We start from the raw sequence: 22,928 nt of genomic DNA on the forward strand, positions 1-22,928 counted from the left end.
GTTGGGGCAGAAGAGGGCCGTTATTTTCCGAGAATGGAATCTCGTAAGGCATGTGTTTCCGTCCTGAAATGCTGAAAGGTGCCTCCTTCAGCAAGACTCACACGCCGGTTGCGTAACTGCCACAGTCGATAGGTTACGATTAGCGCTTTTGACCACGCCACGCCAGCGCCGGAAAACAGCACCACACAGGTGCTGATCTGGTGTGCAGTGATACTCCCACAGATGATGAATGTTGTCAGTGGTGCAAGCGGAACGAGTATAATCATAAGCCAGAACAGAAATCGCCAGCGCCGGCGCTGGCTAACATACCCCTTATCCAGCTGTTCGGTAGTACAGCCGGATTCCTCAACGGCTTTTTCCCAATCAGGAGAAGCAGGCAGTTTGTCGTCGGTGTTAAGCTCAGGAAAGGCATCACGCATTCGCTCCAGATTGCGTGATGTCATGTGTCGAGCTGATCGTAGAAACCACTTTGTTTCCTGCACAGGTAGAAAGATGCTAAGCAATCCGATGGTGATACGCCCGGTGAGGCTTTTTTTTCGTGAGACTATTTTTTCAGATGTCATTTGGCCGCTCCCTGGTTCATGGCTGATTCGAGTTGTTTTAGTCGTGGGGCATAGGACTGACGGGCAAAGGCAGCGAGCAACTGGCCGTCGATAACGTTCCCTTTGCGTATCAACTCTTTAATGTCATTAAGTTGCCAGTTCATCTGCGCCGTGGTTCGGATGAGTTCGCGCATAAGGTTATCTCCGTTCATTTGCTGCAGGTCAGAGAGATAGGCTGTATTGGCATATCGACGTCCGGCCTCAAAGGATTCAAATTCTCGCTGGCTCATGTAGCCTTTCGCTTTCGCCTCCGGTGAAGCCACATCATCAAAATACTGCGCTGCGGAAGGGGACTGCAGTGCTTCTTTCAGGGCATCACGGGTGGTTTCACTGGGCTTACTGTCGGCAATCAGCGAGAGCTGAGGTTCAGAGGCGGCATCGGTGATACCGTTGTACTCGTTGAGCAATCCTACATACGTCCGTCCGGTTACGGTGTTGACTTCACCTTTACCGGGCGTGCGACCGGCCGAAGGGCGCGATGTGTTTTTCATGTAGGCCATTGCGGCGTCGGTCTGTTCCTGTGTCCAGGACAGTGCTGGTGCCGTCCCTTCCGGTCCTGCTCCACCATAGATCGAGCGTACTTGGCTGTCACCACCGGGCATTTTGCTGACGGCTGGGCAGATCCCCGTCCCACCAAAACGCTCATATTCTGCTGCTGTGCAGTACGCTGCATGCACGTTCGCACCGTCATAAGCGTCGCGGGCCTGCTCTTCTGATGCAGTGGAAATCCTCTTACGCACCGCTGAGTTGGAAACGCCTTTGCCGGAAGAGAGTTTTGATGCGGTACTACCTGACGCACTTTTACTTTGTGCAGCAACGCCGGAGGCTGAATCACTGCAGATCGAATCCGGTACCGAAAAACTCTGTCGAGCTTCTTCCAGCCGTTGGGTTTCATTATTGAAAATCATTTGCTGACGGGTGGCCTGTCCATCCTGATTAATCAGCGCGCCGAGCTTGTCAGCATTCTGTGTGATTGCTGTACCGGTGGCCTGCTGCATCTGTAGTATTTCGACCAGCGTTGCCTGGATGGTGGCCATCTCAGGCAGAACCTGAGTAGTTATCGGAACACTGGAGTTCACGTTGACGGTGAAAGCACTGGCAACTGTGGGAAGGCTGGACGCGATGGCAAGCGCCAGCGCGGGGAGATGGCGTTGTATCATGAAATTCTCCATTTAGTTGAGCGGGGTAAATACGTTGGGAAGGCGAGCTGACTGTGGGTCGGGGGCGAGGGCTACCAGAGGGAAGGTCTGAAAGCGTCTGCTGATACGTCCTTCCCGGCTGCGGGTGTCTATGATAGTCAACCCACGACGAGCGATCCGTGAGTGAGTTGAAGGGGTAATATCCAGTACCGGCCAGTCTCCTGGGCTGAGTTGTGGGGTCTCTGCCCCCTCCGGCCATAACCAGGTATCATCACTTAACACCGTCCTTATATCCTCAGGTAACAGCCACTGGACCACATGACGCGATTCTCGCACCTGTTCGCCTGGCTCTTTTACCTGCCATATGGCCGTAGTAACCAACTGGCGAGGACGATCTTTGATCGTAAGAAGAACGCCACAGGCTTCTTGTGGAGCCCGACGATCAGTAGCGTATACAGCACGAGAGTTCACTGCACTGTCTGTACGAAAGTGACGAGATGGTAGAACAAACTCCACGCCGTCAACATCGATCATCAGGCGTGAAAGTCTGACCTGTCCCTTTGCCGGGCGACGGCAGCGTGGCGTCAGGTGGATGGAACACATCACAGGTCATACCCCAGTTCGTTAATCATTTCGTCCGCCATCAGTTCGATGACACCCTTATCACCACGGACGCCACTGTTACGCTCTCTGTACTCAATGAGTTTTTTTGCAGACCCACGTGGGAACTTATCTGCCAGCAACTGACGGGCACGGGCAGTGCCGATCGTCGCGGAGAGATTTTTGCGTAGCGCACCATCTTTTTTGTCTGAGTTAAGCGACCACAGCTCCAGCGGTCCGAGCGTAAACCGGACAATCCGCGCCAGCGTGCCCTGGGTCGTGCGCATCATACACAGCATCGGTACTCCACTACCGTCTGCAGCAGGACCGGCTGGCATACGCAGGAAAGCATGGAGATTGTGTTCGGGGATCTTAAAACTGTCCCGTAAAAGAGGGATGTCTTCCTGGCGGTAGCGCAGCAGCCAGAGGGTGTTGGCAGAATCGAGCAGGCTTTTCGGGTAGTCGGTAAGGAACTGGGTACTTAACACCGTGCGGATGCCAAACTTACGCTGTTCCCTGTCCTGCGTGTCCAGCGCTTCGAAGATGAAATCAATGCCCTTGACGTTGTGTAACTCGTCGTAGATTTTGGTTTTCATTTCGCTGTCGAGTTGGTTGATACGCCGCATAATGCCCGGGAGATAGGCTTCTGGCACCGTTTTCACTATCTCTTCCTGATACTGAGGAAGCGTAAAATCACCAGCTGTTATGTGGCCAGCAAAGAGGAACATTATGCCGGTTTTCAGTCTGCCTGCCGGAGTCTTATCGCCGGCGACGTTGTTTAAGTCTACGGCAATAATGCGTGTGTTCGGGTTCAGCGCGAAACGAGTCCGACTGGCCATCATCGGATAGTCCTGACGAGCCTGAATCATGCAACGCTCAATGTATTCCAGCAGTGGCTCCTGTGAACCGTCACGCTGTACTCTGCCAAAACTCTCCTGAATTGCCTCACTGCGTAGTAGCGCTGGCATATCAGCGAGTTCGGGTACTGCCTGATAGTGCGCCCGTTGAGCCGCGGATAACTGCCCGCGCTCATGGAGGAGATCACGTACTTCATACCATGGCGTCGCAGTCCACCATTCCTGATCGTGCTCATCTCTCAACCCGGATGACTCCAGTGCCTCATCCACTTCTGGCTCTACGTTTGACCGGAACATGTTTGGCTCAATACCGCTGCGCATGTCGAACGCCAGATCAATCAGGCGGTTCACTATCTGCCGGGTATCGGTCGGGTTAGGAGGCGTCCCTTTATCCGGTTCTATACAGAAGGCCATCAACATGGACGCGATAAATTGCTTCTCCGGCGTTACTGGCTTATGGGCACCGTACAGGATATCGAAAACATTGCGCGACTTAGACGGGTCGTTGCTGAGAATAATACCGACGGCTTCGTCCTTTCGCTCCTCCGGCAGACTGTCACGAATCAGCTGGATGAACCCCATAGCGCTGAACCCTTTATCGATATGCGCCACATAGGGAAGTGAAACTTGGGCGGAAGATACCTGTATTTCCGTCAGGGTATTAATCAGTACCGACTTACCAAGACCTGAGTCACCTGGTGCAAGTTCGGTGTGCTTGTTCTGTCGTGAAGAACCCAGCCCAACTTCCCAGGCGCAGCCGTCTTCAGTGTGCAGCATCAAATTACCTTCCCCGCGCCAGACGGAACCTGGTCGGTTGAAGGGCAGCATAGAAAGCGCATGGGATAGTGGCGGATAAAGCGGGACGGGGCCTGAACCTGCTGACGCTGCCAGCATGCTGTTTACCCATCCCCGACGTGGATCACCGAAGGTTGTGGTCGTGTTACAGACTCCCCATCCCTGCATAGCTGATTCAAGCAGCATCTGATTACGGGTGCATATTTCACGGGTACGCCCCCAGGTGGAAGCCACAATGGTCATCACACAAACTGGATCTCGTTCATCCGTTTCAGCCAACTGCGTAAAAGCGTCGTAAAGAGGACGAATGGAGGGAATAAATTGTCCAAATGATGAAATATTCTTTTTCCAGCCCAGCGCCTTCATCCCACCCGGCATTATATCGATCCGAATACGCCAGGGAACGGCACGTGGAACCAGTTTAACCAGTTCATTGAAGGGGCTGGGGTTCTGAGGAGGCAGAGTTATGGCTACCATGCCATGCCATAGTCCCTCTGCAAACACAAGATTACCTTCAGTTTTTGGTGTACAACCAAAAACCTGAAAATTCAGGAAGGGAGCAAGCAGAGCCGTGGCGTCATCATCCTGAAGCGTACCCGAGGGTGCGGCTTTCCCCGGCAGTGCCGGGCGCCATGCTGCCGATGTGCTGTTACGTGCTGTTTCACGTCTGATTTCGTTACAGAACTCAGGCACGTCTAGCAGGCGGACAAGTAAGCCGTCTCCGCCGCGTACGAGTGCTTTTTCAAGAGTAGAGATAAAGCTGTCATGCCTGATCTTCAGACCAGACATTTGCCAGCGCCAGGGCTCCTGTCCAAAGCGCGCGACCGGCGCTTTATCCTGGATAGCCCGAACGGTGGTATTGAAATCTGCTCTTTCCTGATGGCTCACCAGTGTCGGTGAACTCCAGACGGCAAGCCAGCATCGCTCACGGACAAGCCAAGGTGAAATTACGTTTACCTTTTCATTGAGCAGGTCATCCAACTGGATGCCGATGTGCTGAATTGAGCGTTTTTGTGGGGCGATCATGGTGCTGACTTCGTCACGCCCTTTTTCCGGATCTCGTTCAAAAATGAAGGCCAACTTATGGCCGGTATTTTTCCAGGTCGTACTGAGTGTGGATGTGAGGTGCGCGATCATTCCTTCAAACGCATCCGGATGGTCGGCTGAGGCGGTTTCTGATAGTTCACGCAATGCCCCGGAAATTTCAAATGCAGAGAGGTAATAACCATGATGGGTTACGCCAATATAAGGTGCTTCCAGCCAGGGTCTGAGTTCCAGGTCGTGTTTGTCCAGTCCGATCACAGTGCGAATGTCGCAATAGTCGACAAAGTCAGCAGAGATGGTGAAACGGGAAAAGGTGTTCATAACGTCTTCAATGGCGAAGACAAGGCGGTTGATATTCATAGCAGTGAAGACTCCACCAGGATGGCGTGTATTGATGGGCTCGATGGCGCATCTGTGTGACGAGGTGCGCTTCAGTTTTGTGTGACAGTGGTGCCAGTGGGCAGCGCCGATACTATTTTTTTCTGCGGGATTTCTGACAGCACGTCACTGTCCGTTACTGAATCCGGTGTAAGGATCAACGCCACTCCATTCATTTTCTGTCGCATGTCATCGCGAATGACTGGCGGGAAGCGTTTAAGCGCGTCGGCATAATCAGCAGGCCGCCACCCTCCGAAACGTTCTTCCAGAGGCAATCGATGCCGGGTCAATTCCGACAGCACCCGGCGACCCTCCCGAATTTTGTAAGGAATGTTGCTGAAGACGGCCTGCAGCGCTTTTCGGTTCAGGGCGACGACATTACGTGGATGCAGATCCGGTAACCAGACCATTACCCCCTGAGCAGCAGCAAACCCGTTGAGGGCATGCCAGGCGTGGCAGATAAAACAGAGATTAAACGGCTGCGTGAGCCGTTCGAACTCAGCATATTCAGTATCAGACAGTAAACCGGTATCGGTCAGAAGCGCGGTGGGAATCTGGCGCAGGGCAAGGCGGCGGGCTGCAAGTGATGCGTGCTGCATCCCGGTTTGTGCGGCTTTCAGTGCACGAGTATGTTTTTCGTATTCAGCCGGTACCTGTGGCGTGGGGCGGGACGCCAGCTGAGCCAGCGTATCTTTCGCTCTGACGAGTCTGGCCTTTGCATCATGTGCTTCTTCCGCAAGTCGGGTTAAGGGCAGAGATTCTGGTAACATAAACAGATGTTTCATATCAGCACCGCAGCAATAGCAGCGTCCCCCTGAAACGCTCACAGGGGCAGGAAGCTGGGGGGCTGTGGTATGGACAACATCAGGTACTGGAAGTGAATGTAGCCACCGAAGGTCAGGTGTCTTTTTCTTATTACTCATCGTTTTCTCCTGAAAGGGTCGGTAAACACCGACCCTTTCCTGTGCTTAGCTGATATTGACGGAGCTGGTACCAAGCTGTTTCTGGGTACGACTCATAACTTCAGGGACAACGGCCAGCAGACCGCCAATAGCCAGACCTGCACAGCAGCGGCCCACGGTGATCTGCGGGTTGGTACCAACTTTTTTGAAAGCCAGCAGGGAACCGATGAAGATGAATACTCCGATCGCCTGGGCAATTTCCAGGCCAGAAGTTTTACCACTTTTAGCACCGGCAGCGGCGCTGCTAAGCATGTCAGCAAGATCGCCTTCGGCGAAGGCCATGCCGGGTAACAGGAACGTGGCCAGGGCACACAACCCCTGAATCATTCGCTCACGGCACTTCATCATGGTCAGCTGACAGAAAATAACAACGGCATAAATACGCGCGGAAATAGCACGGAAAAGTGACATGGTGTCTCCTTGGGTTATAAAAAAACGAATGGTGTTAAAAAGCGAGTCCGAAGGTGGCGAGCGCGGCATCGATGAGCTGAGGTGAAAAGACCATCGCGGTTCCGGCCATCAGTTTTACGGTCGCGGCACGAATGCTTTCGCTTGAACTGAGCGCGGTATGCCCTTCAAGTTCTGAACGTCGAAACATATCTAGTGCTGCATAGACAAATCCCACACCTGCGAGCCGAACCAGGGAAAGCACGGCGTTAGCGGCCCCTGCAGCAACGCCGTAGGTGGCGGGCTGCACATAAGCGATTGCATCAAAGGATGTAGCGCCAAAACCAAGCTGAGCACCACTGGCATTAATTATGGAGGGAAGGGATACCAGTGCGGCGCAGGAAAAAAGGCCAATAGCGAACCTGCCCGGGGATAAGGGACCACGACTGGAACGTTGCCGGACCAGTAGGGCGATGAGGCCAAAAAAACCAATCATCTCAGACCAACTGAACAGTAAATCCAGTCCAGCGGTGAAGATGCCCGAAGCCAGGTTCTCTATTAGCGTAATGGCATCCAGTGCCATTAGCGCAGGGTTCCTCCTGTTGTCACCACAGAGCGTGTGGCGGGATCAATCTGACGAATAGTGACTTTACCCAGCGTATCCCCCTCCCGGACGGACCAGGTACTGCCCTGCCATTTAATCCAGGCCATTCCCGACTCCAGTGACATGATTTTCATGCCTGAAATAGCACTGGCTACCTGCCGTTTTTGGGACCTGGAAGCGGGTTTTGAGGTATCAGTGACGCTTGCCCGGGCTTCCAGTACTGCCAGCTTTTGTATCAGGTCATTAAGCTGGGCACGCGTTTCTACCGCGTATGCCTCATCCCTCTTGATAGCATCAGACAGACGGGTGACGCTGTCTTTCAGTGACGTCATAGAGTCATTTATCTTTCGATCACGGTCGTTCAGCTCGTCACGAATATCCGTCATCATGCTCGCCGTATCGCCCTGGAGCATCGGAGGTGCAATTTGTGTCGCTGGCTGCGCTACGGGGATCGAAGCCCTCGTGTGCTGGATAGTCTCAACTGCATTTTGCGGTGCACCGTCGAGCGTACTTTCAACCTCACTGAAGCTGCTTTCAGACGGTGTGTTATTTGTAAATGACAGTGACGGACCGAACAGATACCAGAGGCTGGCCACTGCCAGAAGAGTTATCCCGAGAAGCCACGGTAGAGAATAGCCAAACAGCAGCTCCCGTTTCCATAAAGGTGGTTTCTGACGGGGGTCTGGCGCGCCAAAATCATCCTCGTTTTCCAGCGTATCTTCTTCAGGTATGTCAATTTGCTGATTCATCATTGTTCCTCACGGGTACGGTGTCGCCATATTGACGACGGATTTCAGCCTGGCGGCGCGCTATAGCTTCCTGCAGGCGGGATTCAGTTTGCTGCTCTGCTGCAACAGGTGTTGGTGCTGATGTACTGGCAGCGGAGAGTGCGGCCTTCTTATTACTGATAATGTCGTCTGAAGTTACTGATTCAACGAAGAGAATGGAGATAACCTCTTTCTGCTTAACTGTTACCTGGCGGAACGGCTCGCGGGCCATCTCCTGTTTGATGACTTCCGCACCTGTCTGTGCTGTGCCACCGACCATTACGCCAGCTACTGTGCTGCCGTCAGGTTTCCCTACGCGTCCGGTGACTGTTCCGACGCTGGACTGCATGACTTGAGTATTAGCATCCTTGTACAGCCCCCCCAGATCTCCAAGACCACCTAATACAGCTGGTAGAACGATGTGTGTCCCCCATCGATGGTTGACATCGGAAGCTATTGAAGACATCAGGTTTTTCTCGCTCTGTGCGCTTGCTTTTACGTTCAGTTCCATTCCTTTCCAGCTCATACTGGTGAATTTGATATCGAGTCCATTTCCGGCAAGTTTTACTGAAGGGCTATGGAGTCTGGCGCCAGCCAGCGGCCCTGCAGGTATGACCGCAACCACCTCTGAGTTGGGGTTATCCGAATCCACGGCAGTCTCCATATAACCGGACGCACGAGTGAGTGCAGGGACGAAGACCTGTGCGCTTTCTGTTTTAGCTGTGGATTCTGCCTGGCGGCCAGCACCAGACTCTGGTGAAGTCCGCGTAACGCTGGCCAGTGCAGTGGCCAGAACCGGTGCGTCACCGCCCGCCTGCGCGGCACTGATTCTCGTGAGCAGTTTCTGGAGTTGAGCCTGGCGCTTCTCGTTTGCCTGCTCTTCTCCGGCCGTGTTTTCCGTGCGTCGTGACGATTTTCCCGACTGTGGAGATGGCGAGTCTTGTGATGCCGGCTTTGTTACCGGCGGCTTATCAGGCGGGGGTTCCGTGACTTCAAGGCCTACCGGGAGGCTGGCGATAAAAGATGAATCAGTTCGTGCGGCTTCTTGCGCACCTAAGTCGTTTGAGGCTTTCAGTAGCTCACGGTATCGCGGGCTTTCTGTTGTGGTGGTTACGGCACTTGAGGCAGTGCCGTTAAGATTGACGGCAGAATCCTTTCCTGAAGGGTCATGTGCCAGCCATGACACTAACCAGTAACCGGCAGTCAGTAAAACCAGGGCTCCAAATCCGATTATTGAAATAAGTTTTTTGCCGTTATTTCCGGCATCCTGTTCTGCGCTCATTACTGAAGCTCCGGCGTGACGTGAACGGATTTCCCGTTCACTGAGAAGGTCAGTAACGGGGTGAGGGGGAGTTTCCAGAGATGTGTGCCGTCCGCTGAAGAGAGTGTCTGTTCAAACTCATCGCGAAGCATTGCCCGGGAACGGACCATCAGATCATCACCGCTTTGCCATATAACAGTGTCAGGAACGTTGCCCTGGAATTTGAGGCGGTGTGCATCTTCTGGTGGAGTGCCATCCAGAAAGGCCTGCAAAGTGGCACTATGGAGTGCGATTTTATCGACTGGCGCGCCTGGGGCCATGGTGCCGGGACCCAGGCGTGGGACGCGTAAATCCAGTCGGCTGTCGATCTCCTGGCTGGCTGTACGGGTGTCTGTCTCACCACTTGTCACGTTAATCATGACCGGTACATCGAGTCCTTTAAGATAGACGGATATGTTTCCTGCCGCCCACGGACGCAGTGGGGTGATAGTTAGCATGTTGCTACCAGCATTGAACTTCACATCAAAATTTTTCGGACTGGCATTAATTGGCGGATCCGACTGTGGCCACGGCGCACCACTGATGTCTGTCAGGGTAACGACGCTCTGGTTGTTCATGGCCGTACGTACCAACGGGATACTGGCTCCTGGTGAAAGATTAAGGGTTAACGAACTGATGCGCGGAACCACGCTTATCATTGGAGCATTTACCGACCGCTCGTTGTCTGTCAGTCGCAGACGCAGTTCGCGTATCTCATCCGCTGACAGAGGCGAGTCCATGCTTGCCGCTTCGTCTACCAGCGGTGAGCTTTGTCCTGGTGCCGGTAACTCCCCACTAATCCGGGTTGCGGGTACGTCCGTTGTATGTGGTTCAGCACCTTGCTGGGCTGGAGCTGCACTTGTTGCGCCAGGTGTCCTGGCGTTCTGCCAGCCAGTATTGTCAGCAGCGACTGCGAGAGCCGGACCACACAGCAGTAGCGTGGTCATGAGATAACGAAGTTTCATGGCGGGAGCCTCAGAGGTTGCGGGGGGCGTTGCGTGAGATCATCTGGCGGATTTCCATCCCGACAGGTTTCTGTCGTGGATCTACGCGCTGGATGGTGATTTCGAAAACAAAAGGTTGTTCGGGCTTGCTGGTTGTCTGACCAACCAGACGCAGACGTACCGGATATTGCATAGTCCAGAACCAGGTTCCATCAGACAGGCGTCCACGCCGGATGACGACACCAGCCCCAACGGAGCCGGTAAGGTTCATACGTTCACGCTTCAGGGCATCATAGATATTGGAGTTAGTGAGTGCCTGGATGTAACTGGCGTGCCCTTCTTCAGAGAACAGCGAGGCCGTAGAAGATACCTGCTCACGATAGTGAACGAAGTCCAGGTTAAAGGCCCGCATCAGAGCCTTGCTGCCAAAGGCGATTGCATCGTCCTGGCTCCATGCTGGTTCGGATGTGGGAGCCAGGCGAATCAGGCGTCCGCTGTCGGTGGCAAAGTAATCTCGTGGCTGTTGTATCAGAGCCCAGGTTAAACCGGCGTTGAGGATTATGCTGATAAGTAGACCAGTCCCCAGCCGGAGATTACTTTTCATCAGCTCTGGTGCCATTTTCTGGCGTTTTTCTGCCGTGATCATCATTTTCACAGCATCGTTCAGTGGATCCTCCGCAGGGGAGGAGGCCCGCCCCTTTGCAGGGGGGGCCGGTTGAGTCAGTTTTGTCATAGGTTTCAGGAGTTGAAGTTTTTCCAGGGATCGATGTTGTCTGGAATCTGTTCGTTGACCTTATCAAGGGCAGCTTCGCAGACCTTATTTTCCAGTTGAGAAATGATGTCATCGAGCCCGGGGAATTGCGGCAGGCTCACTTTGACGCTCTTGATACGGGACAGACAGGACTGCAGGGAGGATGAGACATTGCTTTCGCGTTGTTCCCAGGCTGTTGCGGCCGCCCTGGCTCGCTCATAACCAGCCTGACTACCCGCTTCAGCGGCACTTCCTGCTCGGCAGGTCGCCGCCGCAGCGGTGGTAGAAAAAAGCAAGAAGCCGGACAGGAGTCCGGCTTTAAGCATGTGATATCGCATTCTCTCTCCTTATCGGCTTAGCGGCCGGGGCTGTGGGAGTGTTCCTGATGAAGCGCCTTTTCCTGTCTGCCCTCCGGCTTTCGTGCGTCATCCCATTGTTTCCAGGTCTGTTCAAAACCCAGACGCTGGAACAGGGTGTCTGCCTGTTTTTCCGGTGTGTAGAGTCGGGCAGGAAGCGGTGTATCCTCTTCCCGACCTTTCAGGTGGAACTTCATCAGCTGAGGTGCGGCACGGGTGGTGCCGTCGGGTTCGAAATTCACCGCCTGCCCGTAACCCGCAAAGCGGGGGCCGTCGTCGGTGATGGCATTGATAACCAACTGACTATTGTCGGTAGTTGGTGTGGCCAGTGCCGGATACAGTGTGCCATCCAGTCGCACCATACCCTGCAGGTGTTCCCCCGCTGACTGTACAAGCAGCAGGTCTAACTGGTTTGACTGTGTGTCCATGGAGGCCATAACGGGTATCAACCTGTCTGGGGCGTCTGTGGATGGTGGCAAAATGCTTGCTGCAGCTACCGGTGACTTCACCGGGTGCCTGTCTTCACCCAGATAAAACTGCCGTTCTTCCAGGCGAGGTGGCAACTTCAGGTCTGTGGTGTACTCGGGCCAGGCCTGACGGATTTGCTGAGTGAGACGGCCAAACGTATCGACCGGAAAAACTTGCAGGGGTTGCCCCTGCTCTGGCCGATCGTGCGCCACGGCAAGGCCCGTCGAGGCGGATGTCAATGACCAGTTATTTTTTACGCGTCCATTTTCCTCTCCTGGTACATGCCAGCTGTCACGGGAGTTAAGCGTCAGTGTAACCACATCACCGGTTTTGTGGTTTTCGATAAGTTCTCTTAAATCCTGCCCCCAGTAGGTATGACTCCCTCCACGGTTCTGTAGCTCGATAAAGAAGCTCCCACCCTTTTTCTCTTTATTTTCGTAGGTCGCCTCGCCAAAGTTTTTCAATACCGCCGTGATGCTTTGTCCTGGCTTCAGTGCGGAGGGCGCTGGTTCAGCGGGCATTTCCGGGACCCGGATACTGTCGGCAGCCTTTGACGCGACAGCCTCAGTAGAGGATGAAAACGCCGGCTGAGGCGCGCCGGGTTCTTGTGCCTGTGATACCGGGTTCGGTGATGCAGGGGGTGTTGGTGTACCTGGCGCGTTAGAGGAAACAGCTTCAGGTGCGGCTGTTGCCGATGACTGTGGTGGTGCGGCATCAGGTGATGGTGTCTGCCGATTCAGGTCTGGCGTAGGTATATGCGTTGTGATTGAATCACTGGTCGTCCCCATCTGTTGCCGAAGTGCCTCAAGTTGAGCGCGCTGTGCAGGCAACTTCATGCGGATATCGAGGTCATTTTCGATAATGAGCCGCATAGCCTGCTCTTTAAACTCCATACTGCCGGTTAGCTCCACCACGCCGCCGTAAAAGCGTGATGCAACCGCCAGCGCGGCGAGTACCCTTCGTTTGTCCTGACTTGCACCGTTACACATTTCGAGGCGGTTGCCGAGATCGCGAAAGGCATCTTCCCCGTCGAGGCGGTAGAGCACCGTGTTGTCGCGCTGCTCTTCTGTTGACAAGGCTTTGATGATTTTATCCAGATCTTCCCGCTGCAGCGGTTCCGGTCTTCGCGGTCCATAGACAAGCCCATCCGCTTCATTCACCTCATTCTCTGCAGTTTTCGTCCAGTTTGGATTCAGCTCTGGCATGTCTGCATCTGCGTTGGCTGTCTGTGCCTGTTCCTGTTTTTTCCCGGTTAATGGTGCTCCGGGGGACTGTGGAGGGATTGGTAATTCAGACGAGACCGGCGCCGTGGGCTCAGCGTTTTTATCATGCAATGCAGCCTCAGGTTTTACAGCCTGTTCATCCGTTTCCTGCAGTTCGTGGGCTGTAAATTGTTCCTGAGCAGGCTTATGGGGTAAGTCGTCAGACTGACTGTGCATCCATTCACCAAACTGTGGGTCGTCCATTTGCGCGCGTATGTCTGCATAATCATCCAGGTCAGGTAACGGTGCATACGATCCTGCTTCGGCGACGCTCTGGCTACTCTGACCGATATCATCGGGAGATGTCACGAGCGTCCCATCCGGGTTGCTCTGCGTATCAGGAATTAAAACGTCAGATTCTATTGGGGGCATGGGGGATGGCTCATCGCGTACATCTGCAGGTTGAGGTTGTTCCGGCTCAGTCGGCGCGGGATTCTGTTCGTTAGCAGGAATTGCCGGCTCTGGTTTATTGGGTTCAGCAACGAATTTCTGGTCAGGGTTTATGTTTACAACAGCACTATCAATAATGCGACCCAGTTGCGCAGCGCTATCATCGTGATTCAGGTCAAGGCTTCTTATTGCCTCCGCATATAGTCGGTTTAAGGGGGTAATATTTGTTTTTCTATCAGGGGGACTATCAATAGTTTCAACGAATGTATGTGTAAGTAGAGCTGTCAATCTTTCAGCTTCTTCGGGCCGGTTTTGAGCCACTGTAAGATTTATTAGTTCAGAACGGATGGCTTCATAATGTATTGAAAGATTCTGTTCCTTTTGCAATATATTTGACAATCTTGATGCATCCTGAGCAACGTTACTTAATGCCTTATCTATATATTTCGTCATTTCTGCTTTTATATTTCCACCTGCAGAGCGCAAACGAATATTATCAATTAAATCCGTATTGATAATAGCGACATAACTATTGTCTTTTAATGCATCAACGCCTGCTTCTTTCAGAATGCTCATCCCCTGAGGGCTGCTGGCGAAGTTAAGAAAGGTGTCATCTATCGCCTTGCTGTCAGCGAGTTTATTTCCAAGCTCGGAGCGAGAAATGCTCTCGTTTTCATTGAGTTGCTGATGCCCCGAATTTCCAGCTTCTCTGATTCGTGCCCGCAGTTCTTCTGTTAATGTGGAATTATCCCAACGGTCTAAAATAACAGACTCAGAAGGGATCTCTAATTCATATACGTGATAGTCCTTATGATTTATTTCCTCCATTACATAGTGCACGCCTAAAACAGACGTATCAGTATAAAAACCTCTCCCCACGAGGTTTTGACCTAATCCTATTTTTTCAGAATCAATGGCACTGAAGGCTGCAGGTGAACCATGAAACAAAGTTATCGTTTCACGCCCGGCTTTATGTGACGCCTGGTTTTCCGGAGGCTGCACTGGTGCCCCCGTCGCTGGTTTTTCTGCTGCAGTGGCCTCGGCCAACTCACTGACGGTATGTTCACGGGCGATGTCATTATCGGATATATGTGCGATATCCGGAGATTCATGATTATCCATAGCAGTTTCCTGAACAGGGGTGAAGACGAGACCGCCCTCTACAAAGGCGTTACGGGTTTGTGAGTTTGTGTTGAATGGGGTTTCTATCCCCATAGCGTGAAGCTGAACATTGATGAGATGCCTGGCGAGGTCTTTTCCTCTGCTGAGGATTAAATCGTTGAAGTCAGTAAGGTTTTGTTCAAGCTCCGTCGGTGTAAATGCTGGTGCTATTACCTCTCCGTTCGTCAGTTCGGCGGCCTTGGTGGCACTTAGGATGCCCTTATTCTCTGGCTCACCAGTCTGCGGGTTTTTTAATTGATGGTCGTTGTCAGCGCAGAAGATAAATTGACTGTCTGGCCAGACGGCACGGGCGTTCTGACCAACGGCAATCATGTTTCCCGCATCAATAGTCATCAGTACCGGCAGGCCTGATGCCTCATGTATGGAGGCTGCTGTGGCATATCCTTCAGCAAACAACAGCGGCTTGCCATTCTGCGGGGTCCCGAGAGCAAACCAGTTACCTGTTTTCTCACTGTCTTTAAGGATCCGGGCGTCTTTCCCACCGGTAAGTGGAATACGCTGGTAAGAACGAATGTCGCCATGCGCGTTGCTGAAGGGGATAACAAGCTCTTGTTTTTCGTTGATTCTTATACCCGGAGCGGCCTCTACTCCCTTGCGGGTCAGATAGGTGCTTGTTGTAGCCTGCGGGTACCGGTCAACGTATCGGGCGGCATATTCCGCCTGACGGTTATACTGCAGCTCAAGAGCACGTGCATTGTCTTCACGGGTTTGCTGGGCATGAGCCCGGAGATGTAGGCGCGCAAGCGGGTCCATCTCGCCACCACCTGAAAACACCCACTGCGTTGGTTTAGCGTCGGCGCTGCGATAATCGCGATACCATCCGGCAGGGCGCCCGTCCAGGTATGCTTTGTAAGCTCCGCTTTTGGAACCCTTCCTGTCCTGTTTCGTCGGTACACGCTGAAGGCTGCCATCCATTACGGGCAGCCCTTTAACCATCAGCCCTGCTTCTTCGAGTTTTTGTGCAAACTCTGTTACCGGGTCTTCTGCATTCATCGACAGTTCGTGTGGTCGGGGCATCCATCGTTCGAACTTGTTCAGGTCGGCACCTGGTCGGGCATACCAGAGCCGGTGTTCATTGTCCCATTCAAGTGCTTTCTGGCCATTATCCAAACGTGGATGGGCATTGATGGCGTCGTCCTTCTCTTCGTGAGGTACGGCAAGCCATATACGGTGACTTTTTTGCATGGTCACAATCCTGGAAGATATAGAGGGGGAAGCGCGTAAGCGCTGTGGAGAACTGGCGTGTCAGACTGGGCTCAGAGACCGGTCCAGTCTCGCGGCGTTTCGATGAAGTGTCGGTACCACCAGGGGCGACCGGAGGCAATCTTTCCCCTGAAGGTACTAATCACGCGCAGGCAGATGGCACGTACACTCCAGCCAAAGAAATTCAGTGCAACAAAGAATCCCAGAATGGCGGAACAGATATACAGCGTGTTCATGGATGGCCAGCGAAACCAGATCAGATACAGCAGCAGGAACGGCAGCGGAATACCAAAAAAGCTGACCGGCGGAGTGGCATAACGCCAGAATCCTTCTCGTTTCATTGCGTGAGTTCCTTACCTGACAGATAGAGCGCTGCTTCATCTCTGTCTATGTCACCTGTTACGAAACCTTCCCGCACCTGATCGACAATACGCCGTTTTTCCATCCTCAGAATGGTGTCGATGTACGCCGGCCACTTTTCTGAAGGGATATTCTGAAGCGCATCGCGTAAGTCATCGTCGAATACGATGTATTCCCGAAGGGCACGACGTTTGCCGTCAGTCGTTTTGACAAGTACCTGGACTGCGATGAAACGCAACATACCAAGTAGCTCCCACGCACGCGCATCTCGAATTTGAGGCGGGAACAAACCAAGTAATCGGTTCAGGGTTTCACCTGGCGACTTAGAGTGCAGAGTCCCGATAGTCATGTGCCCGCTTTCCCCGGCCTGAACAGCGGCTTCTGCTGTTTCAGTATCGCGGATCTCCCCGATACCGATGACCTCCGGGTTACGGCGCATGGCGGAGCGAAGCCCATCTGCAAAACTCGCCACGTCACGGCCTACCTGAGCCTGATGCGGTGGCAGAAGGTCATCGGGACGGCCAAGAATGTACTCAACCGGATCTTCGTAGGTCACTATCTTGCGGTCAGGTTGAGTGTTCTGACAGTGTCGATACAACGCCGCCTGAAGCGTTGATTTTCCGGAACCTGTTTCGCCGCAGATGAGACCCAGCCCTGTTTTTGGCAACATGGAGGCTGCCAGTTCAGGCTCTATACCCATCTTCAGAAAGTCGGGGATGATATGTGGGATAACGCGCAGAGTGACGGATAATGCCTTTTCTTCCCGGGCAGAGGTTCCCTGAATAATGTGTGCGCGCAGTCGCACGCGTTCACCCCGCTTCAGGCCATGACGCCCGTGCATATCACCGTCGATCTGGATGGCTCTGTCCGACGGTTTACCTCCCTGCACTCTAGGGCGCACTTCTGGTCCCAGCAGGTCATCAAGCATATTGCCGAGCATGGTATTCGGCAGTACGGTGTCGGAGACTCTCTCACGCCGACCATAACGACTAACAGAAACTGGAGAGCCACCGACCAGGTCCACGTCACTAACGGCCTGTGCTGAGCACCAGGCAAAAAATGCCCTGAACTCGTCGGCGGTGAAGGCTCCACTGAATGGAAAAATCCCGAACTTATCTGGGATAAGAGATGTGTTCACGAGAAAACTCCTTACTGAATGGTAACAGACGGGCGCCAGCGGGACTTCTGGAGTTCAAACGACGCATGTGATTTGAGTCGGCGTACGCGATCGCCAGTAACGAGTTTCTGCCCACTGCCGGTCACAGTCTGTTGTTGTTCGGTAACTTCCGGTCGGGAAATCATGCCCCGACGCCAGAGCAGGGAGTAAAGCATCATGCCCCGATAATCACGGGTGAGCTGATTCATACTGGCTTCAAGGGTCAGGTCAGCATTTGCGCGACCTTCCTGCCAGCCTTTTTTCAGCGCGTCTTCCCATACCTTTCTCTGAGAGCTGTCTTCCGGCACGACCAGTCCTTCTGTGCCCGGGGTTGCCGTGGTGGCCAGCCCGCGAAGTAACCAACTGCGCCAACTGGGCGGGTTACTGACAAATCTCTCCGGTCGGATAATGGTCCAAACCTTTGAGGCGGTGCGGATTTGATTAGGAGTGATGTGTGCAACGTCCTGCGCTTCATCGATAACCGGCGGCAGCCAGCCCTCAGGGCTGATAAGCGGCCGGAAATCGTAAAGGGCATTGAGGGTGGACTCGCGGGCATTTAGCGCCTGGGTCAACTCCCATGCACGCTGAGATTTACCCCCCCGAAATCCCAGTGTTCTGCCGGCATCAGTAAGCATCTGCCAGCGAGTTTCGGAAATACTGTCTGGTCTTTGTCGCTCCGGATTGAGCCAGGCCTGCATATCCGGTGGAGGCACACTCGCATCAGTTGTTGGCGCAGGATGCTCGGCGGCACAACCGGTCAGGAGTAGCGCAGGGAAAAGTAATAAGAGAAAATATTTCATTTCTTACTTGTCTCCGGTTGCATGAAATTGAGCTGCAGCAGTCCCGGATACTGATTCAGGGTAGCTCGCCATGCTGTCTGCGCTTCAATCACACGCAGCACGTTGCTGAACGTCATACCCCGAACGTGTAGCGTTACGGGTAAGGGCAGACGCACGCCGCTGTAGTTGAACTGCAGGCCGCGTGCACGCGCCAGTTCAGCCAGCAACTCCACAGCATCACCTTCCCAGTCGAAGGAAACGTCAGCACTGTTGGTACGTATGATTTCCATGGGCGATGGTGCAATTTTCGAACCGGACCAAAGACCGTTATTCCACATCTGATATTGCGTGTGACGGGCAACGGCGACGGATGATGCTGCGCCGTAGCGGTCAGGAGAAACAGAAGCTGGAGGCGTCGATGGCGGAATCCAGGGCTGGCAGCCGGCAAGAAGAGAGATAGCCAGCACGCCGGGAAGAATTAAGTAGTTCATAGTAGTTACCTTGCCGGGAGGGCGACTGAGGTTAAAGCCAGAAGATTCAAGGAGACGGAGTTTTGCAGACGGTAGAGATATTGATCGGAAGTAAACGGCAGAGGAAGCCCATTGCGGGCTTCCCTATGATTATCAGAACGTGAACTGCAACTGCGCAACCGCGCCGTAGGTACGATCAGTTCCGGCTATACCGGTAAGGTCCAGGTGTACTACATCAAACGGTGAGAAGCCCAGACCCGCGGTGAAGGCGTTACCCTCGCTGGAGACCATGTTCTGGCGATAACCAGCACGAACCTGCATCCAGCTCCAGGCGTTCAACTCAGCCCCTACACTGGCGAACTGGCGTTTGTCATCTCGCTCAAAACGGCTGGCTTCGGTCAGATCCACATCGAGTGCGGTAGTCAGGACGTTGTTGCTCCATGCGACGCCGGCAGTGGCTTGAGGTTTCACTTTGAACGTTTCTTTCTCGCCGTTCACTTCTTTAGTGTCAACACTGCGGGCAATGATGTTCTGTACCGCCAGACCCAGCATCCAGTTATCTCCGAGGTTTGTGGCCAGACCGATGTCGGCGTTAAATCCGGTTTTGGTGTTGTGGTAATCGTCTGAGTTCACGTCATTTTTGTCGAAGTCGTTTACCGTTGCGCTGTAATTGAAAAGATCGATTCGCTGATACTTGGGTGTAATGCCCAGTGACCAGCTGTGTCCTGCCGTTTCAAATTCATGCGCCATAGCCACACCTACGTCGGTGATGACGGCCGCCCGACCATAGGCTCGGGACGTTAGTGCATCTTTGTCTACCGCATCCGCCGGTATGGCCCCGCTGGCGATTTTGTCGAGATATTGCAGATCGTGGTCGCTGACCGTGCCATTTACGGAAACGGTGCCCCAGGATTTCACGACAACAGCAAATGGGAGTACTTTATTTGGGGTGGTGGCAATAACAGATGCCCCGACCTGCCCGTTTGCCTTCACATCTTTCAAATCTTCCAGCTTATTTCGTAACGCGGCAGCGCTTTCGCTAACACCGCTTTGGCTGTCGACAGCATTGTCAAATTTGTTCCACAGATCTTTCACGTCATCGGCAGTATCTATGGCCTTATCGGGGTCTGCCACCTGGACACCCACGGACGGCAGCACCAGACTGAAGTCATCATTCGCGCCAAACTTTGTCAGGAGTGCCGGGTTGGATAAGGCAGCAGTGCCGTAGTGTGCAGAGGCCACGCCGGTCCCCCCCATGGCATCGCTGCGGGCTTCCATGTAGGAGGTTGCTGCACCTGCATGAAAAGCCATCATGACGGCGGAAGAAATCAGTGTTTTTGCAATGTAAGTCTTTTTCATCATTAAATTTCCTGTAGTCAAGTCTGGATTTTGGGCAAAAGAAGGTCTTGATGCGGCAGCATCAAAAATTTCTTTTTCTTTTTTAATTCAATATTTCTGCGTGGTTTAAAGCTGTCTGAATATAAGTGCGGGTAGTGTTATTCCCTGTTCAAGCGCTGTGGATAGTCCCTTGCTGACCGTTACGGTGCGCAGAGTGCCTGTTGCGGCATGTTCTCTGAGGAGGCGTTCTTTCCAGTATTTTTGCTCTTTATTCAGAACGAGCGGAATAATGGATAACACCGGGAAATATGTCAGCAGGGATGAAGAAATTTTCTTCTTAATTAATATGCCGGTTTGTTCCTGATATTCATCCTCACCTGTATGTTCGGTCGTCCAGAAAATAACGCTGTCATTATTATTCTCATCTGAAGGAATTATCATCTTCCGTAAGGCATCTTCTGTTTGTGGCCATTGATGTCGAGCCAGGGTGGTGTCGACCGTTGGAACATTCCTGCCTAACAACCAGTCCTGTGAAACGAAAAACCACTGAGCGAGCGCCTGCAGGAGCGGAGTGGACAGATAGTCCATCGTTCGTTCCCTGTCCTGCAGTACGCTCACCCGAACATTCCATGACGAAAGCAACTCTGCGATATCAGTCGGGTCAAGCTCATGTGCCTGCATTAGCACCTCAAAGCGATCGATGATACTAAGCGCGGTATTGCTGAACGGCAGGAAAATATCGCGCAGAGAACCTTCTATAACCAGATTCAGTAGCTCCGATTGAGATATCCCAATCTTGCCGGATAACTCATCAATCAGCTGGCGGGTGCCGGGTCTCATTCGGAGTGACGTGGTCTGCATAGGCTTCTTTTCATTGCGCTGAAGCAGTTCTGCAATCCTGTTCCGATCAAGGTCGGGGAGCGCCAGAAGCGAGGTGAAAATTGCGGTAAGACTGTTTGCCACGTGGCCCCCTTAAGTAAAATTACATCTTGCGGTTCAGTGAGTTAAAGAATAATTAATCGTGACGCGCATGTATAACGAGTTAATTCGATCGTGTAGATCGACTGCGTTTACGTGTGCGTTTTAATTGCGTTTGTGTATTGTCGTTTTAACGCATTCTCCGGCGCGGTCGAATGAGTACAAGCACGCCGGTTTCCGGTACGGTAATCCAGCGCCATTCCTGTACCAGTGTTTGTAGCCGTATCCCGTTCCTGACGGCAGGAGGAATCGATACTGTGATCCAGCGCCAGCGGTGTGTATCGTCCATTTTTCCCATCAGGAGGGTCATGCTTTTCATGTGTGCCGGGCGCATCAAATGGGATGTGAAGTACACTGGGGCGCTGTCCCTTTGTAACGCCAGTTGCAACGTGGCAAGAAAACTACGGTGAAAGCGCGCTGCACGATGAAGATTAAGATGACCAACCCGGTCAAATGTCGAAAGGTGCAGGGTAGTGTAATGCTTCTTTCGATGACTAACCGAGGCCGTGCGAAACCCTGTCCAGGGCGTCACGGCACTAACGATTGTCATTACCGGGCAATACAGCAGTAATGTCAGCGGTACTGCTGAAAGGATAATCAGATACACAGTCCCTCCAGGATAAAGGTTACGCCCGGGCCGAGAGAGCCTGGTCGGGGTTAAGCGGACAAATCATGATGTGGTCGTTTGTTTTGATGGGGAGTTCCCCTGGTGCAGGGACTCGTTCGCCGCGCTGGGCAGCAAGTGCCAGAGTGCGTAGTAGCAGTTCGCTGGCGCGGGTCAGGGCAAGTTCGCGGGTCGGCGCCGACACCATCAAGTTTTCGAAGTCGCATAGCATCACTCTTATGTCACCAGTACTTCCGCAATCCTGTTCTACCAGTGCGGGATAAGGTACGAAGTAGGGGGCAATCTTTTGAGTCTGGCGCCGTCGCGCGTCCAGCTTGCTGACCAGTTGGTAAGCTCTCAGATGGGTGTAGCGTTTAAGCATATTCATCGACCGATGACCCGAAATTGCAGCGACCTCCATAACGTTCAGTGTACCGAGCTCGAAAAAGCGACTGATGGCCTCGTGCCGAAGATCATGAAAATGCAGATTTTCGATAGTGAGGGCCTTGAGGGCGAGCCGCCAGGCGCTTTTGAAACCGGATGACGTATAGGAAAATACTTTACCTTTTAGTTGGGCCGGCAACATCTGAAGCAGATTACGTGCTTTGCGTGAGAGGGGAACGTCACGCGATGACCCATTCTTGGTGTCTGGCAGGTGCGCCACACCGTGCTGCAGATCAATATATTCCCATTGCAGGTTAAGGATTTCACCCTGACGCATGGCTGTCTCCAGCGCGAGATGAAAGATTATATACAGCATTAAGTTTCGCTCGCGGAAATACCGGGACAGTCTGCGCTCTTCAGTGGATGTCAGGCGGCGATCACGACCTTTTGATACTTTCGGTTTACGCACTAATTCGACCGGATTGCTACGGCAGGTTCCCCATTCCACACGCGCAATACCGAAAAGTGATGACAATAGCGCCAGCTCAAGTCTTACTGTATTACCGGTGATAGGGTTCCCCGTCCTGGGGTTGCGCTGGGTCAGTCTTTCATCACGGTAGGCGGCAATATCAACCGTGGTGATTTCGTCCATATTCCTGCTGGCCAGTGGGTGGCGCTTAATGACGTTGGTTCGGTAAAACTCCTGAAGGTGGCCCTTTTTATGAACAGATACTGATTCGTAATATTTATCGAGGCCACGACTGAGGGGCATTTTTCTAATACGCGCAACGGAAGACATCATTACTCCTAAAAAGGTGAAGAAAATAAAGCCTTAAGAGAAAAATGCAATAATTCTGTCAATCCGGTG

Annotated in this window: 20 protein-coding genes and 1 pseudogene; all 21 read right to left on the reverse strand. The window is 53.0% G+C overall.

What is annotated here, in order from left to right; translation table 11 throughout:
* Positions 1-20: 20 nt before the first annotated feature.
* Positions 21-563: a conjugal transfer protein TraX gene (gene traX, locus JQ822_RS22985; protein ID WP_094935555.1), complete on the reverse strand. Its 543-nt coding sequence runs from the start codon at positions 561-563 to the stop codon at positions 21-23.
* Positions 560-1,762 carry a conjugal transfer protein TraW gene (gene traW, locus JQ822_RS22990; protein ID WP_048227644.1) on the reverse strand — a complete coding sequence of 401 codons (1,203 nt, stop codon included), beginning with the start codon at positions 1,760-1,762 and terminating at the stop codon, positions 560-562. Before traW ends, traX begins: the two co-directional genes overlap by 4 nt.
* A 12-nt stretch (positions 1,763-1,774) precedes the next feature.
* Positions 1,775-2,347: a conjugal transfer protein TraV gene (locus JQ822_RS22995; protein WP_161556285.1), complete on the reverse strand. Its 573-nt coding sequence runs from the start codon at positions 2,345-2,347 to the stop codon at positions 1,775-1,777.
* Complete coding sequence (locus tag JQ822_RS23000) at positions 2,344-5,397, reverse strand: conjugal transfer protein (protein WP_053389039.1); 3,054 nt, start codon at positions 5,395-5,397, stop codon at positions 2,344-2,346. Before JQ822_RS23000 ends, JQ822_RS22995 begins: the two co-directional genes overlap by 4 nt.
* 71 nt (positions 5,398-5,468) lie before the next feature.
* Positions 5,469-6,200 (reverse strand): hypothetical protein, encoded by a 732-nt coding sequence (locus JQ822_RS23005; RefSeq protein WP_069325142.1) that lies wholly within the window; start codon positions 6,198-6,200, stop codon positions 5,469-5,471.
* A 183-nt stretch (positions 6,201-6,383) separates the two neighbouring features.
* Positions 6,384-6,788, reverse strand: coding sequence for a DUF6750 family protein (locus JQ822_RS23010; RefSeq protein ID WP_048227642.1), 405 nt, complete (start codon positions 6,786-6,788; stop codon positions 6,384-6,386).
* Positions 6,789-6,822: 34 nt separating this feature from the next.
* Positions 6,823-7,347 carry a conjugal transfer protein TraQ gene (traQ, locus tag JQ822_RS23015; protein ID WP_048227641.1) on the reverse strand — a complete coding sequence of 175 codons (525 nt, stop codon included), beginning with the start codon at positions 7,345-7,347 and terminating at the stop codon, positions 6,823-6,825.
* Complete coding sequence (gene traP, locus JQ822_RS23020) at positions 7,347-8,117, reverse strand: conjugal transfer protein TraP (RefSeq protein ID WP_048227640.1); 771 nt, start codon at positions 8,115-8,117, stop codon at positions 7,347-7,349. Before traP ends, traQ begins: the two co-directional genes overlap by 1 nt.
* On the reverse strand, positions 8,101-9,417 hold the full coding sequence (traO, locus tag JQ822_RS23025) for a conjugal transfer protein TraO (protein ID WP_053389040.1): 1,317 nt from the start codon (positions 9,415-9,417) through the stop codon (positions 8,101-8,103). Before traO ends, traP begins: the two co-directional genes overlap by 17 nt.
* Positions 9,417-10,400 carry a DotH/IcmK family type IV secretion protein gene (locus JQ822_RS23030; RefSeq protein ID WP_053389041.1) on the reverse strand — a complete coding sequence of 328 codons (984 nt, stop codon included), beginning with the start codon at positions 10,398-10,400 and terminating at the stop codon, positions 9,417-9,419. Before JQ822_RS23030 ends, traO begins: the two co-directional genes overlap by 1 nt.
* Before the next feature lie 10 nt (positions 10,401-10,410).
* Positions 10,411-11,028, reverse strand: a complete 618-nt coding sequence (locus JQ822_RS23035; RefSeq protein WP_227525330.1) for a DotI/IcmL/TraM family protein — start codon at positions 11,026-11,028, stop codon at positions 10,411-10,413.
* An 89-nt stretch (positions 11,029-11,117) separates the two neighbouring features.
* The gene (locus JQ822_RS23040) at positions 11,118-11,468 is read right to left on the reverse strand and encodes a hypothetical protein (protein ID WP_053389043.1); all 351 of its coding nucleotides are present in this window, start codon (positions 11,466-11,468) and stop codon (positions 11,118-11,120) included.
* A gap of 1,289 nt (positions 11,469-12,757) precedes the next feature.
* Positions 12,758-15,973: pseudogene (locus JQ822_RS24575) on the reverse strand (LPD7 domain-containing protein); the annotation flags it as partial.
* Between the two features lie 71 nt (positions 15,974-16,044).
* Positions 16,045-16,332, reverse strand: a complete 288-nt coding sequence (locus JQ822_RS23050) for a hypothetical protein (protein WP_048227635.1) — start codon at positions 16,330-16,332, stop codon at positions 16,045-16,047.
* A complete protein-coding gene (gene traJ, locus JQ822_RS23055; protein WP_419867265.1) occupies positions 16,329-17,474 on the reverse strand; it encodes a plasmid transfer ATPase TraJ in 1,146 nt (381 codons plus the stop codon). Before traJ ends, JQ822_RS23050 begins: the two co-directional genes overlap by 4 nt.
* A gap of 26 nt (positions 17,475-17,500) precedes the next feature.
* The gene (locus tag JQ822_RS23060; protein WP_053389046.1) at positions 17,501-18,307 is read right to left on the reverse strand and encodes a type IV secretory system conjugative DNA transfer family protein; all 807 of its coding nucleotides are present in this window, start codon (positions 18,305-18,307) and stop codon (positions 17,501-17,503) included.
* Entirely contained in the window at positions 18,304-18,777 is a 474-nt protein-coding gene (locus tag JQ822_RS23065) for a DotD/TraH family lipoprotein (protein ID WP_053389047.1), read from the reverse strand. Before JQ822_RS23065 ends, JQ822_RS23060 begins: the two co-directional genes overlap by 4 nt.
* 132 nt (positions 18,778-18,909) lie before the next feature.
* Complete coding sequence (locus tag JQ822_RS23070) at positions 18,910-20,118, reverse strand: conjugal transfer protein TraF (protein WP_053389048.1); 1,209 nt, start codon at positions 20,116-20,118, stop codon at positions 18,910-18,912.
* Positions 20,119-20,220: 102 nt separating this feature from the next.
* Complete coding sequence (locus JQ822_RS23075; RefSeq protein WP_053389049.1) at positions 20,221-21,057, reverse strand: hypothetical protein; 837 nt, start codon at positions 21,055-21,057, stop codon at positions 20,221-20,223.
* 145 nt (positions 21,058-21,202) lie between these two features.
* Positions 21,203-21,679 carry a hypothetical protein gene (locus JQ822_RS23080; protein ID WP_127341066.1) on the reverse strand — a complete coding sequence of 159 codons (477 nt, stop codon included), beginning with the start codon at positions 21,677-21,679 and terminating at the stop codon, positions 21,203-21,205.
* 19 nt (positions 21,680-21,698) lie between these two features.
* Positions 21,699-22,862, reverse strand: a complete 1,164-nt coding sequence (locus JQ822_RS23085; protein ID WP_213135375.1) for a site-specific integrase — start codon at positions 22,860-22,862, stop codon at positions 21,699-21,701.
* Positions 22,863-22,928 lie beyond the last annotated feature (66 nt).

This window comes from Citrobacter sp. FP75 (assembly GCF_018342065.1).
GTDB lineage: Bacteria > Pseudomonadota > Gammaproteobacteria > Enterobacterales > Enterobacteriaceae > Citrobacter.

What these genes read in the sequence shown, in the direction of transcription:
- traP (WP_048227640.1), bottom strand. Translation starts at nt 8,117, where the DNA reads ATGAATCAGCAAATTGACATACCTGAAGAAGATACGCTGGAAAACGAG.
- JQ822_RS23085 (WP_213135375.1), bottom strand. Translation starts at nt 22,862, where the DNA reads ATGATGTCTTCCGTTGCGCGTATTAGAAAAATGCCCCTCAGTCGTGGC.
- JQ822_RS23035 (WP_227525330.1), bottom strand. Translation starts at nt 11,028, where the DNA reads ATGATGATCACGGCAGAAAAACGCCAGAAAATGGCACCAGAGCTGATG.
- traO (WP_053389040.1), bottom strand. Translation starts at nt 9,417, where the DNA reads ATGAGCGCAGAACAGGATGCCGGAAATAACGGCAAAAAACTTATTTCA.
- JQ822_RS23050 (WP_048227635.1), bottom strand. Translation starts at nt 16,332, where the DNA reads ATGAAACGAGAAGGATTCTGGCGTTATGCCACTCCGCCGGTCAGCTTT.
- JQ822_RS23005 (WP_069325142.1), bottom strand. Translation starts at nt 6,200, where the DNA reads ATGAAACATCTGTTTATGTTACCAGAATCTCTGCCCTTAACCCGACTT.
- JQ822_RS23030 (WP_053389041.1), bottom strand. Translation starts at nt 10,400, where the DNA reads ATGAAACTTCGTTATCTCATGACCACGCTACTGCTGTGTGGTCCGGCT.
- JQ822_RS23065 (WP_053389047.1), bottom strand. Translation starts at nt 18,777, where the DNA reads ATGAACTACTTAATTCTTCCCGGCGTGCTGGCTATCTCTCTTCTTGCC.
- JQ822_RS23070 (WP_053389048.1), bottom strand. Translation starts at nt 20,118, where the DNA reads ATGATGAAAAAGACTTACATTGCAAAAACACTGATTTCTTCCGCCGTC.
- traW (WP_048227644.1), bottom strand. Translation starts at nt 1,762, where the DNA reads ATGATACAACGCCATCTCCCCGCGCTGGCGCTTGCCATCGCGTCCAGC.
- traQ (WP_048227641.1), bottom strand. Translation starts at nt 7,347, where the DNA reads ATGGCACTGGATGCCATTACGCTAATAGAGAACCTGGCTTCGGGCATC.
- JQ822_RS23000 (WP_053389039.1), bottom strand. Translation starts at nt 5,397, where the DNA reads ATGAATATCAACCGCCTTGTCTTCGCCATTGAAGACGTTATGAACACC.
- JQ822_RS23060 (WP_053389046.1), bottom strand. Translation starts at nt 18,307, where the DNA reads ATGAAATATTTTCTCTTATTACTTTTCCCTGCGCTACTCCTGACCGGT.
- traX (WP_094935555.1), bottom strand. Translation starts at nt 563, where the DNA reads ATGACATCTGAAAAAATAGTCTCACGAAAAAAAAGCCTCACCGGGCGT.
- JQ822_RS23040 (WP_053389043.1), bottom strand. Translation starts at nt 11,468, where the DNA reads ATGCGATATCACATGCTTAAAGCCGGACTCCTGTCCGGCTTCTTGCTT.
- JQ822_RS23010 (WP_048227642.1), bottom strand. Translation starts at nt 6,788, where the DNA reads ATGTCACTTTTCCGTGCTATTTCCGCGCGTATTTATGCCGTTGTTATT.